The sequence below is a fragment of the Rhizobium sp. BK251 genome (assembly GCF_004345245.1).
GTDB lineage: Bacteria > Pseudomonadota > Alphaproteobacteria > Rhizobiales > Rhizobiaceae > Rhizobium.
In genome coordinates this window covers 36,766-48,955 of sequence record NZ_SLUQ01000016.1, presented here as the reverse complement: position 1 = coordinate 48,955, position 12,190 = coordinate 36,766, and the positions used below count along the sequence as shown (strand labels likewise).

Sequence of the window (12,190 nt, the reverse complement as noted above, 5' to 3'; positions counted from 1 at the left end):
TGATCTCATGACGCAGACCGATCGACTCCCGAATTGGCTCGTACAAGCGCCATCAGCATCGGCCCAAGCGAGAACTCGCCGCGGGCAGCTTTTCGCGTCAAGTCGCGTAGATAACCGCCGGGAGAATTGATATGCCCTGCCCTCTCGAGGATACACGCGGCCGCCGTGGCGGCGTTCTCCGGCCCCATGACGTCGCAGGCCTCCTGATAGGCCGACGGACTGATGCCGAGCATGGAACGCACCACGACGGCCGCCGACATGAGCTCGCGCCAGCTCGAAATCGACCCGCCGGGTCCGTAGTCCCAGATCTGCGGGCAGGCCCTCAGCACCATGCTCAACGGGAATGCCTTGGCAGGCTCCTGCAGGCCAGCGGCCTTCTGCCTCGGCGGTTCGTCCTGGGTCGTCTCGAAACCAGGTTCAAGTTCATGGATGGATTCGGTATTTGAATTCTGTATGTGACGTCCAGAATGGACATCATTGGTGTCACTTTTTTCCGCTTTCAGCTGCATTTCCAAGAGATTGACGATCTCGTTGCGCAGCAGTTCCATCTCATCGACGACAGAGGCTAGGTCCTCGATCGTCGGCGAACGTGGTATGCGGCCGAGGAGGGTCAGGAAATGGTCCTCAATGGCAGGCCAGTCGCCTCCAGCACCTTCCTCGATTGCAGCCGAGATCAACTTGCGAACGTCACGACGGCAGATCGTCAGCGCCTCCTTCATGATGCGGAACCGCTTGCGCTCGGCGGCAACCAGCTGAGCCAGGTGGGCAAGCTCCTCGGCCCGGGCAAGCAACGGTGCGAGCGAAAACCCGAATGCCTGTTCCAGCTCACCGGATTGATCCCGGCGCGCATATCTCTTGCCGTTCGGGCTGTCGCGGCGCACGATCAGCCCAGCCTCGACCAAGGCCGCCAGGTGCCTGCGCAGCGTGGTGCCGGCAATGCCATGGGCACGGACGGCGAGCTGCTCGTTCGAGGGGAAGACGACCAGGCCCTTTTCATCCGACAACTCGTTGGACGGATAGAACGTCAACAGCGCATCAAGAACGGCAAGCGCACGATCCTGGACGCCGAGCAGTTCCCTCGCCTCGCAGGCATCTCGAAACACCTTCCACTTTTCGACCGACTTGCCGGCCTTGATTTCGGCTGTATCCAACTGGCCTTTCATCAAGGCAAGCGTCATCGGCCGCCGCCCAAAGGGCGTCGTGACCACATGCGTCTGCATTTTTCCTTCACCTTTGTTCAGGCAAAAGAACTACGCTCACCAAAACGGTGCCAAATGCTCTTGACGGGGATTCGTGGAAATGCGATTCTCATTCTTGCTTAGGGAATACGAGAAGGGCTTCCACGACTTGGTCGTTTGGGGGCCTTTTTCTTTTGCGCGTTTAGTCTCCTTTGTTTCCCTCCTGCTCGAGGAATTGCTCGTAGAGCGCATCCAGCTTGCTGGAAAGGAATTCACCGAACCGGCCGGCATTCTTCGCCTTCATCGACATCGAAAACGCCTTGCCGGTGTTCTTGATCTCGGCCAGAACAGCCTTGTCACTTGGCTGCCACTTGGCCTTCTGCGCCGCTCCGCCCGTCTTCCTGACCGCAGCGGCCTTCCTGTTGAGCGCCGTATGGAGCGCCGCGAACCGCTCGTCCGATGAAAGCGCGGCGAAGCCTGTGCCCGCTAGCACCTCGCCTATCCGTGACGTATTCGACGCCTTGCCCGCCAGGAGGGAGAGCTCGACCCACCGCTCACGTCCAACGCCGGGTGCCGCACCAATCGTCTCGATGACAGCCGCGGGAATGCGCTCGGCCACCGAGAGCATCTTCGAGATAGAGGCCGCATTGGCAGCCAAGGCGGTCGAGATGACCTCACGGTCATAGCCGAGATCACCGAGCCGTTTTGCAAAGAGGGCGCGCTCGATGAATGTAAGGTTCGCGCGCGCCGAATTTTCCTGGCCCTGGGCGATCACGTGAGCCCGGTCATCAATCGACTTGACGACCGCCCTCACCTTCCGCCCCAGCTCGCGTGCTGCCCGAACCCGCCTGTGTCCGAAGACGACCTGGTAGTGTCCGTCGATCTTGCCATGCGGGCGCACCAGTATCGGCGAGTCCTGGCCGCGAGCACGAATGGCCTCGACGAGTTCGCGGAACGCCTCGTCATCGTCGCTCAGCCTGTCCTTGACGAAGGAGACCTCGACCTGATCCGGGTCCAGTTCGACGACGGCTTGGCCTTCCAGAAACTTCTCCGCCTGCTTGGCCAGATCATCGAGCGAGCGAACGAGAGACTTTCCCGCCCCGCGCATCGGATAGGAAGAGACAGCGCCGGTATCGTCCGGAAGATCTGCAAGACCCTCGAGTAGATTTTTCCGTGCCATCCTACCTGCTCCCAATATGCGCTAGCGGGTTGTTTTTTCGTCCAAAAACTCGATTTTTGTCAGCTGACAAATTACCGCCCCCATGCCTGGTGGATCAGGCCGGCAATTTCGGCATTGACGGCATCCATCGATTCCAGCGCTCGGTCATACGTTCCCCGGTTCATCGAGGATCTTTCCACCTCGTACAGGGTCTGCTTGGTAATGCCCGCATCCGAGATCGCGGTGGATTTCACCATCTGGTGCTTCAGCATGAACTCGTGGAACATGGTCGACATGAAACCCACCATCTGCGCCTGGGGAACGTCGGTCGGCTCATAGCGCGTGATGAGATAGCGATACCAGGAGAGGTTCACCTCAGCGCCTGCTGACCGGATCGGCTTCAGGATGCCGCCAAGCATCAGGAGGAACTGGCCCATCGACATGACGTCCAGCATCTGGGGGTGGATGGTGATGAGCACGCTGGTCGCGGCAGTCAGCGCAGTCAGCGTCAGATAGCCGAGCTGCGGCGGGCAGTCGATGACCACGACGTCATAGCGGTCATCGACCTCGGCGAGCGATCGGGAAATTCGGGTGAAGAACGTCTTGCCCTCGTTCGACGACTTGTCCGCCATCGCAAGCGGCGTGTCATACTCGTACTCCTGCAGGTCGAGATTGGCAGGCACGACGTCGAGGCCGGGAAAGTTCGTCTGCTGAATGATCTCCGACAGGGGTTTGCGCTCGCCGTCATAGCGGATCGCGTCGTAGATGGACGAGATCTGGTCGAGCTCCGGCTGGAAGCCGTGCAGGGATGAAAGCGAGGCCTGCGGATCGAGGTCGATTGCCAGCACGCGGTGTCCGGTCAGCGCCAGGTGTTGTGCAAGGTGGCCCGCCGTCGTCGTCTTTCCCGAGCCGCCCTTGAAATTGACGACGGCGACGACCTGAAGCTTTTCTCCAACCCGCCGGTGCGGAACATACATGCGACTGTCGGAGCGTCCATGGGCATCCAGATACTGTCGCAGTTCGAGCATCTGCTCGGCGCTGTAGGAACGCCGGCCCGACGAGGATGTCTGCGGGGAGGGACCCTTGCCTTCCAGGTGCAGCTTCTTGAGTGTGCTCTGCGAAACGCCAACATAGTTGGCGACTTCAGAGAGCGAAAAACTGCGCAGGGTCTTCTTGGCGTTCGGCGGGAATCGCTGCACGCTCAGCAGATGCAGCTTCTTCGATATCAGATCGCCCTGCTCGAGGATCTGATCTTCAAAGTGTGCAGGCGCCTTTCGCGAAGGCATCGAATTAGCGTTCATTGTCGCCAAGCTTCCAGATAACGATTTTCGGGCAAATTTCCCCAATTAACCGTCATTATGTCCGATTCTCCTGTGCCAGCAAGGAGTTTAGGGTTAACGGCTGGCTAACGTTATCGACCGGCGGAGCCCGAAGTCACGGGGGTCTGCGATTTTTCACAGCTTTTTCAGTGATTTATTTCTGTGGACGAGGGAGATCCTGTCTCCCGGACCTGACACTTCTGCTAGCTGCCGGACCCGGCTCGGCCCGACTAAGTCTGCCTGATCCGCCTGCAGGAAAGGGAGAATCAGTGCTGACACTTTTGCGAGTGGACCAGGCTAGTCGAAAGCGCCAATCCTTCCTGCGTTCCAGCACGCGGAGATTTTGCGCCATGAGACTGCAGGCAATCAGAAAGCCCACGACCACTTCCGAGAGGCGGCTCATCGATCAGATGCATGAGCTGCGAGCGCGTATATTTCGCGACCGCCTGGGTTGGAGCGTCCAATGCATCGGGGACAGGGAATATGATGCGTTCGATGAGCTCGATCCCACCTACATCCTGGCCATCTCGTCGCAGGATAGTGTCGTGGGGTGCGCGAGGCTGCTGCCAGCGACCGGAAGGACCATGCTCGAGGATGTTTTTCCCCAGCTTCTCCGAGATGGCGGGCTCAGCGCCCACGAAGCGATGATCGAAAGCTCGCGTTTCTGTGCCGACACCGGCAACGCGCAGGGGAGGGAAGGCGGCACCGTCAACGACATCACGCTCTGGATGTTTGCAGGGATCGTCGACTGGTGCCGGGCGAGAGGCTACACGGAGATTGCCACCGCCACCGACGTCCGCCTCGAGCGGATCCTCAGAAGAATAGGGTGGCCGATGAGGCGCATCGGCGATGCGATAATGATCAACGAGACGCGCAGCGTCGCCGGCGTCCTTCCGGCCGATGAGGCGAGCTTCGCACGCCTGAGGCCAAATGCCTATCGCTCGGACTTCGCTTGCCTGCAGATGCACGCGGCCTGAGGATTCAACGGTGCCATCCCCTCGGTAGCGGTCCGGACGCGCCGGACCAGACTATGAGGCAGGTGGCACCGGAACCCGCCACGCCGGCTAGATGAGGGTCAGCTTTGTCGCTACTGCCGTTGCCTGGGGAAGAGAGACAACATTCAGTTTCCTCTTTGCCGAGCTCAGATGAAACCTGACCGTGCCATATTTCAGGCCTCCGACAGTGACGATCTCGTGCATCGTCTTGCCCTCTGCAATCCAGCGCAGACAGACACGTTCCTGCCCGGTCAGGACAACAGTCTCGATTCCGGAAGACGCAATTGGCTGCTGGCTGAACCTTGCGTGGATCATCGCGGCGGCAGAGGCGGCGGTCACCGCGTCGGCCTCGTGGCCAACGGGCACACCGGAACTCTGCGAGGCCAGCGTCAGAATGGCGAGCTGGCCAAAACCGGTGCAGATCGGGATCGAGAGACCCGAGCGGATCCCGAATTCGGATGCTTCCGCGTAAAACCGTTCGACCTCCTTGGATGCGCGCTTGCGCTCCTGCTCGGCCGACCATTCAAAGAGCCGCATATGCCTGCGTGCCATGGCCACCACCGGATCGATCGACATGTAAGAGCGCTTCAGGTAGCGCGCCTGCCATTCCCTTGGATAGTTTGAAACCGCCATCGTTCGTCCGGCCTGCAGGTTCAGATAGGCAAAGCGGTCGAAGCCGCTGGTCTTGGCCAGGCTGGCAAGAGCGCCTCGCAGAGAACTCTCTCCGCTTACTGCGGCGCTGATATCGATAAGTCTGTCAAATAACTCAGTTTCGCGCATAAAATTCCAGCTCCCGTTGAAATCAGCGAACCGGGCTTCGCGGGAAAGATCCAGGTGAGAGGTCTTCCCGGCCTGACCGGTCAGCAGGAAAATGATCTGGGCAACCCGTTCCCCGAAAAATCGAGAATTTCGTCGATGCAAGGAAAGGCCGGGCATCGTCAGAATGCGACAATCAGAAATACATTTATCGAGACCGCATGGCTCAACCTATGCACGCGGCACACACGGTTTAGATGTTTTTTTACATCGTCGCAACTTTGTCAACAAATCTTCACAATTGGCGCTTGCAGGCCAACATGACGTCCTGCAGATGCGTCAGACGGTCCCCACAATGGCGCTGAACATGTAACCACCGAGACGTACGGTTTTGATCATCGAGGGACGGCGCGGATTGCGCTCTATCTTGCGGCGGAGGCGACTGACATGGACATCGATGCTGCGCTCGAGAGGGCCGGCCCTGCCGACGTGAGTGGCCGCGAGAAGGTCCCTGCGTGTAATGACCTGACCGGGCTTGCGGCAGAACATCAACAGCAGGTCGAACTCGGCCGATGTCAGCGCAACAAGCGCGCCCAACGGATCGAAAAGCAGCCGGCTGGCCGGCTCGATGCGCCATCCCGCAAAAGTGAGGGCCGGCGGTCGCTCCAACAGTTGATGTGCCAGGGCCTGTCGACGAAGCAGGCTGCGTATCCTGGCGAGAACCTCCAGGCCACAGAGCTCTTCAAAGACACAGTCATCCGCACCCGCTTCGAGCGCATGAAATCTTCCCGCCCGCTCGTGCTCGGGTATGAGAAGGATCAGCAGCAGGCCGAAGCGAGCGCGGATCTGCCCGCAGAGCGCAAGCATCTCGGCAAAATTCGTGAGATCCAGGACTACAAGATCGAAGGAATGCTCCCGCAAGGCACTCCACATGCTGCTCACGGTGTCGACGACGTGAACAGTCATTCCACTGCAACGCATGGCGTCGATGAGCCTGTCTGGGACGATCTCGATGCGTCCGACGAACAGAATGTCCCCGCGTACGCGCGCCAGCTCCTTCACCACTGGATATTCGCACGCGAGCAAGTCGACCTCCTTCGGCTGCAACCCGATCATGCACGCAAGGGACCGAAGGGCTGCACAGCGCCACGGTAGGGGCCACGCGAAGGAGAGCAACTCGCAATAGTGCCAGTAGGAGAGTGGACTGCTGATAGCGATCCGACGAGATCCGAAGGCACGGGACCGGGTACACGCAATGCCAGATTGACGATTTTGCGGACGCCGGTTCTTTGCAAACAGTACATCAAGCTACTGTTATATCATCATCTTTTGCTTCGAATGCGGATCGACACATTTCTTAACATGGTGTTTCGCCATTCCATTTGATGCATTCTTCGCCACGTGCGATTGTATCTGGAGCCGATCGGAAACGTGGCGCCAAGCCGTCCAGGATCTGTGCGAACAATCAGCAACGTCAGGCTGAGGTCATGAAGCCTCTGATCGTCATTCGTTCGAGCGATGCGGATTTCTGTCTGCTGGTTCGACACATCCTCGAGGGGGATGGCTTCAAAACGGCGCTGGCGGCAAGCGACGAACAGGCGCTGATGCTGGTGGGGAGCAGGGACACCGATGCGATCATACTGGACTGCCAAAGCTCGGTAAGCAGTGCGATCTCGCTGTGCGAGTCCCTTAAGCTCAGTCCGGGCGTCGCCGACCTGAAGATTATCGCGCTGGTGCGTCCGGACGTTGCGGATCGCTATACGGAGCTTCTTGCGGCCGGGGTGGATGAGGGTTTTGTTCGTCCGCTGGAACCGCGCAAGTTTCTGCAGGTGCTGAGGCAGCTCGTCCGCAGCCGCCTGACAGTCAATGGAAGCCGTCCTCCCTTTCAGGCAAGCCTGGTCCATGGGGATATCTGCCTGGATCCTTCCAGGCGTCGCGTGTGGCGATGCGGTCACGAAATTGCACTCGGGCCGATCGAATTCCGCCTGCTGTGCAGACTGCTGGAGGAGCCGGGCCGGGCTCTTTCCCGCGACGAACTGATCGCCAGTGCCTGGCAAAGAAAAGTGTTTGTCGATCACCGGACGGTCAATGTCCATATCGGCCGGCTGCGAAAGGCACTGAAGGCAGCAGCGCCGCGTGACCCGATCCGAACGATCCGGGAGATCGGCTATGGGCTTGCCGCTTCGAACGAAGACGCAGGGGTTAGCGGGGGAGGGGATTGCCGATGATGACCAGATCGGGCGCGGCTCGGGGCCATGACATCCTCATCAGGGGCGGCAGCGTCATTATCGGCGACGGCCGATCCTTCCTTGAACGCGCCAGCGTGCGCATCCGCGGCGGCGAAGTGGTCTCGGTCGAAAGCGACGGCGGGATGCCCGGCGACGATGTTGTCGTGATTGAGGCACAAGGCTGCACGACGCTTCCCGGCATCATCAATGCTCACGCGCACGGATGTGCGGGTGGACCGTCGATGCCGAGCGGATCGAAGCCCTTTGCCCCGACCGAAATCGAGTATTTTCGCAACAGGCATCTCCTTGCTGGGACAACCACCCTGCTGAACGTCTGCGGTCTCTCGCTAGCCGATGAAATCAATGCCGGTGTGGCGGCTTCCCATCCCCTCGATATTCATGTCGCGACCGCGCACACGCTGAGTAGCCTCGCAGCGGCAATGGCCATAGACGGCAAAGGCCTCAAGGCACGACACAGGCGCGCGACCATCGACAGCCAGGTGGCGGCCGGGGCAAAGGCGCTGGGCGAGGCCGGCGGCGGGCAGACACTTGGCGGTGGGGCGCAGGACTACAGGTTCATTCCCGCCGCAATCGAGGCGATGACCGGCATTCGTATCCATCCGCGTGCGGCACGATCGCTGAAAGAGGCAGTCCTTGGCCGATATCTGGACGGCAGCGACGGAACCGACGATGATCGGCTCCAGGCCTTGATTGCCGAGAGTGGATTGCCCGCGGGCTTTGGCGCGGGCGCCATGCGGCGTCTCATTGAAAGCACCGTTCTGCCACCTGTCGCGCTCGCCCGTCAGGGCTTCCGGGAAATTGCCGAGCATTCGGCGAGGCTTGGCTTGCCGGCGCTCTTTCACAGCGCAACGCCGACGGCTGCAACGCTGATCAGCCTGGCGGAGGCATTTCCAAAGGCGAGGATTGTCGCGGGCCATTCGAACCACCCCATGTTCACGCCTGAGGAATCCGTCCGGTTTGCCCACAAGCTGAAGCAAAGAGGCGCAACGATCGAAGTCTCCACGCTCGACTGTATCGAGACAAGGTTTCGCAACGGCCCCGACAACCTCGATGCACTCGTGGGCGAAGGCCTAGTCGACACTCTCGCAACCGATTTTGCCGGAGGCGACTGGGACCCGATCCTGTCGGCAATCCATCGCATCATCCGTAAGGGCCAGCTTTCGTCTGCGGCCGCCGTCGCGCTCGCGACCGGCAATGTGGCAAAGGCGTTTCCACAGCTCGCCGGCGATCGCGGCATGATAGCCAGAGGCAAGCGCGCAGACATTGTTGTCTGCGATGAGCATAACCTGTCCCGCGTACGCCACGTCATCATCAAGGGTCGGATCGTGGTCTTCAACGGTGCGATTCTGCCGCCAACCGATCAGGCCTTTCCGGGGCATTTCCCCCTACAGGCGCCTGTGGACCGTTCAAGCAGGCCCGAAGGCTAGCGGCGCGAGCGAAGTTCTTTGAGCAGGCCAGACGCCTCGCCTTGCCCGGTAGCAAGGACCGCATCGATGATTGCGGACTGTTTTTCAAACGAAATCCGCCCGCCCGTCGCCATGCGGAATTTGTCGACCAGCATCTGCCACGACATCGGCCTTGCCGGGTCCCCGAGCGGCGAGGACCCGTCGCGCACGAACCGGCCCTTGGAGGACGAAACAATGACCCTTGCCCCTGTCTGTCCAGGGAACGCCCGGTCGAGGTCCAGATCGATGCGTATCGCGACACGCGACGCAAGATCAGCGAGATCCGTGCGGGCGAGCACTGACCCGGTGACGGGGCAGAGGGCGCTTCGTCCGTCTGCCGCGGCAACCGCCAGACAGTAGGGGAGGCTATACTGGACGTCCACGATGTTGGCTGGGTCAAGGCGATTGGCCAGGCGCGTCGCCCATTCGAACGTCTCTACCTCTATCGACCTGAGGTCTTCATGCACCAGCTTCTCGCGCTCCATTATTTCAAGAAGCGCATCCAGTGCCGCATGAATGTAGCGACAGCAGCCATAGGGTTTGAAATAGGTGTCGACTATTTCCCAATGGTCTCCAAGCCGATTGACGATGCGCGAGCCGTCGTAGTGCGAGGCATGGTCAAGGATGTCCATCGGTCCCTTCTGGCCGGCCATTGCGAGGTGAAGTGCACTGAGACCGAGCAAAGAGCTCCATGCAATGCCTTCCTTGACGTCGTTGCCGGTCAGAGCCGAATAGCCCGAGCTGCCATTTGCTTCCTGGTTCGGGGCGAGCACGCCAGCAATTGAGAAGGCTCTCGATATTTCGTCGGGAGTGCGCCGGAGCAGCCGGCCAGCTGCAGCTACCGCAGCATAGGGAGCCCATCTGCCCGACTGACGGCTTTTTATCCTGTCCGGATTCTGCGCTGCTGCAATGCGAACGCCGACGTCGTATCCCACCACGATCGACGCGATTAGATCGTCGGCGCGCGTTTCCGGCGTTGCCAGCGTCAAGACCGTCGGTATGACGCAAGAGCCGGGATGGCCTCTGGCAGCCCTGTTTCCATCATCAAGGTCAAGCGCACAGGCAGCTGCAGAATTGCAGAAAAGGGCGGCCGCGGCAGAGAGCGAGCGGCTGGTCAGCCAGACCGGTGACTGTCCCGATCCGAAGAGCCCTGGTGCAGCCCGCCGGGTGGCAAGAGCAGACGGCGTATCGACGCCCGCTATTGTCGCAGCAAGGAGATCGAGGATCGCGCGGCCCGAGATTTCCTTCACGTCCGGGGGAAATCCCATGGCATCAGCCGCGGCGACGTGGTCAGAAAGGATGCGGACCAGATGTATCGACTTGGCGCTCACACGTCCGAGCTGGCGGCGCCAGCCTCTCGCATTGGCCCCTCGCGCAGTCCATCGCAGACACGCCGGTATTTCTCGTAGGTGGCCGCAGCCACGTAGAGGTCGAGTGCAGGCAGACCGACACATGTGATCGAAACCGGACCGTCGGAACGGGCCGGCCAGGGCATCTGGCTCGACAGCTGTTGTATACCGATCAGCGACCCGATTTCTTCAAGCTGCAGGCCCTTGCGGGAAAAATGCAGCGCCAGGCTCTGCGAATTCCTTCGTGAGACGGTAGCGAGGTCGTCGCAGCCAACGATGCCCGTTCGCAGCGCGCGCTGCAGATAGGCTTCAGGAACTTCGTCGCCTCCAAGGTGAAGTGTGACCGCTTCCGCGCCGAGTTCGCTATCGTCAAAAACCGGGTGGCGGGAGTTGGAGGCCGTTATGACGAACTGGCACCTGCTCAGGGCCGTGTTGTCGTCGACTGCACGCAACGCGAAACCGAGGCGGTTTTCAAGTTCGCCGACAAGTGCTTTCGCATTGGCGTAAGAGCGGCTGCGAACGAAAACCTCCTCTATCCGATGTGTGTGCCCACAGGCGAGATTGTCGATGACGCTTCGCGCCACCGGTCCGGCGCCGAAGACGAATATGGAAAGAGGCTCCAGTCCCGCAAGGAACTGCTCAATTACGAGCGTGGCGTAGGATCCCGTCCTTGCCGACGACATCGACGTTCCATCCAGGACGACCAGTGGCCGGAGCGTGAACTTGTCAAGCAACAGCACGGTCGAGGTCGAGCGGGGCAGCCCCAGTCGCCGATTGAATGCATTCGCTCCGACGATCTTGACGCCACCGTAGCGCCCATTGACGCTATAGAGACATGAGAGCTTCCAGCCGAGACGTTCGTCTGCGAACTCTTCACGTGAGGTGGCAACCTCGGGTCTCGCCCAGAATTCAGCCTCGGCAAGCGAAAGTACAGCCTTCGCTCCATGGGCCGTGCCCGCTCTGATGTCGCGCCAGGCAACGTCGACCGCTGCCTGCACTTCCGATGGCGTGAGCTCTGCGTCCAACTCTCGCAGACGCCGTGCTGAAATGAAGTCGACATCCTCATTCGTCCGCATCGCCAGATCGAGTGCCACCGCAACCTCCTGCTTCGTATCTCCAACATCCTCCCTGATGGTACAGCGGGAACGTCGCGGCCGGAGGCGAAGCTTTTGCAAAGGTTTTGCCTCGATACGGCAAAAATCGAACAACGATCTTGCAATCGTGCCGACGGCAATCGAGACCAATCTGAACGCTATGTTTGCGAATTGTCTTCCGGCTGCCTTGCGAAGGCGACCACGAGAGCGACCAGCTTTTGACGAACTGCCGGGCTCTCGATCCGACCGAACGCACGGTTGAGCGCCTTGCCTTCCGCGGTCAGGATGAAGTCGAGCAGTTCGCGCTCTTCCGGGTTCGATGACGTGCCATCGGCTGCCGTCTGCCCAAGATGGCTGTCAAACAGGTGGTGGATTGGAACGTTCAACGCCTCGGCAATCCTGCGTAGTCGGCTCGCGCCGATCCGATTTGCGCCGCGCTCGTATTTCTGCACTTGCTGGAAGCTAACTCCGAGCGCCTTTGCAAGCTTGTCCTGGCTCATGCCCCGCGACATTCGATGAAGGCGAATTCTCGCGCCAACGGCAATATCGACCGGGTCCGGCTTTCGTTCCACCTTCGATGCGCCTTCATCAGCCGCGCCCGAAATGCTGTCGACCCCGGTTGTGTTTCTGGTTCTGCCCATCGTCG

Annotated in this window: 11 protein-coding genes; 3 read left to right on the top strand and 8 right to left on the bottom strand. The window is 60.3% G+C overall.

The window, feature by feature from the left end:
• Nucleotides 1-5 precede the first annotated feature (5 nt).
• The 3 genes from repC to repA form a co-directional block, all read right to left on the bottom strand.
• Entirely contained in the window at nt 6-1,220 is a 1,215-nt protein-coding gene (gene repC, locus EV286_RS29920; RefSeq protein ID WP_132960896.1) for a plasmid replication protein RepC, read from the bottom strand.
• A gap of 160 nt (nt 1,221-1,380) precedes the next feature.
• The gene (gene repB, locus EV286_RS29915; RefSeq protein WP_132960895.1) at nt 1,381-2,358 is read right to left on the bottom strand and encodes a plasmid partitioning protein RepB; all 978 of its coding nucleotides are present in this window, start codon (nt 2,356-2,358) and stop codon (nt 1,381-1,383) included.
• Nucleotides 2,359-2,429: 71 nt separating this feature from the next.
• Nucleotides 2,430-3,638, bottom strand: a complete 1,209-nt coding sequence (repA, locus tag EV286_RS29910) for a plasmid partitioning protein RepA (RefSeq protein ID WP_132960894.1) — start codon at nt 3,636-3,638, stop codon at nt 2,430-2,432.
• Nucleotides 3,639-4,006: 368 nt separating this feature from the next.
• Here repA and traI point away from each other — a divergent pair, with 368 nt between their 5' ends.
• Nucleotides 4,007-4,633 carry an acyl-homoserine-lactone synthase TraI gene (traI, locus tag EV286_RS29905; RefSeq protein WP_132960893.1) on the top strand — a complete coding sequence of 209 codons (627 nt, stop codon included), beginning with the start codon at nt 4,007-4,009 and terminating at the stop codon, nt 4,631-4,633.
• A gap of 87 nt (nt 4,634-4,720) precedes the next feature.
• On the opposite strand, the gene EV286_RS29900 is transcribed toward traI, so the two are convergent.
• Nucleotides 4,721-5,587, bottom strand: a complete 867-nt coding sequence (locus EV286_RS29900) for an autoinducer binding domain-containing protein (RefSeq protein ID WP_245500879.1) — start codon at nt 5,585-5,587, stop codon at nt 4,721-4,723.
• 159 nt (nt 5,588-5,746) lie between these two features.
• A complete protein-coding gene (locus tag EV286_RS29895) occupies nt 5,747-6,493 on the bottom strand; it encodes a response regulator transcription factor (protein ID WP_165932986.1) in 747 nt (248 codons plus the stop codon).
• A 401-nt stretch (nt 6,494-6,894) separates the two neighbouring features.
• On the opposite strand from EV286_RS29895, the gene EV286_RS29890 reads away from it, so the two are divergent.
• Both EV286_RS29890 and EV286_RS29885 read left to right on the top strand, forming a co-directional pair.
• A complete protein-coding gene (locus EV286_RS29890; protein ID WP_165932985.1) occupies nt 6,895-7,635 on the top strand; it encodes a response regulator transcription factor in 741 nt (246 codons plus the stop codon).
• On the top strand, nt 7,632-9,083 hold the full coding sequence (locus EV286_RS29885; RefSeq protein WP_132960890.1) for an amidohydrolase family protein: 1,452 nt from the start codon (nt 7,632-7,634) through the stop codon (nt 9,081-9,083). Before EV286_RS29890 ends, EV286_RS29885 begins: the two co-directional genes overlap by 4 nt.
• On the opposite strand, the gene EV286_RS29880 is transcribed toward EV286_RS29885, so the two are convergent.
• The 3 genes from EV286_RS29880 to EV286_RS29870 form a co-directional block, all read right to left on the bottom strand.
• Nucleotides 9,080-10,432, bottom strand: a complete 1,353-nt coding sequence (locus tag EV286_RS29880) for an MmgE/PrpD family protein (RefSeq protein ID WP_281041147.1) — start codon at nt 10,430-10,432, stop codon at nt 9,080-9,082. The genes EV286_RS29885 and EV286_RS29880 overlap by 4 nt on opposite strands.
• Nucleotides 10,429-11,544: an ornithine cyclodeaminase gene (locus EV286_RS29875; protein ID WP_348633595.1), complete on the bottom strand. Its 1,116-nt coding sequence runs from the start codon at nt 11,542-11,544 to the stop codon at nt 10,429-10,431. Before EV286_RS29875 ends, EV286_RS29880 begins: the two co-directional genes overlap by 4 nt.
• Before the next feature lie 158 nt (nt 11,545-11,702).
• Entirely contained in the window at nt 11,703-12,185 is a 483-nt protein-coding gene (locus EV286_RS29870) for a helix-turn-helix domain-containing protein (RefSeq protein ID WP_132960888.1), read from the bottom strand.
• Nucleotides 12,186-12,190 lie beyond the last annotated feature (5 nt).

Excerpts from the sequence above, each read along its gene's own strand:
- repC (WP_132960896.1), bottom strand. The coding sequence starts at position 1,220 with ATGCAGACGCATGTGGTCACGACGCCCTTTGGGCGGCGGCCGATGACG.
- repB (WP_132960895.1), bottom strand. The coding sequence starts at position 2,358 with ATGGCACGGAAAAATCTACTCGAGGGTCTTGCAGATCTTCCGGACGAT.
- repA (WP_132960894.1), bottom strand. The coding sequence starts at position 3,638 with ATGAACGCTAATTCGATGCCTTCGCGAAAGGCGCCTGCACACTTTGAA.
- traI (WP_132960893.1), top strand. The coding sequence starts at position 4,007 with ATGAGACTGCAGGCAATCAGAAAGCCCACGACCACTTCCGAGAGGCGG.
- EV286_RS29900 (WP_245500879.1), bottom strand. The coding sequence starts at position 5,587 with ATGCCCGGCCTTTCCTTGCATCGACGAAATTCTCGATTTTTCGGGGAA.
- EV286_RS29890 (WP_165932985.1), top strand. The coding sequence starts at position 6,895 with ATGAAGCCTCTGATCGTCATTCGTTCGAGCGATGCGGATTTCTGTCTG.
- EV286_RS29885 (WP_132960890.1), top strand. The coding sequence starts at position 7,632 with ATGATGACCAGATCGGGCGCGGCTCGGGGCCATGACATCCTCATCAGG.
- EV286_RS29870 (WP_132960888.1), bottom strand. The coding sequence starts at position 12,185 with ATGGGCAGAACCAGAAACACAACCGGGGTCGACAGCATTTCGGGCGCG.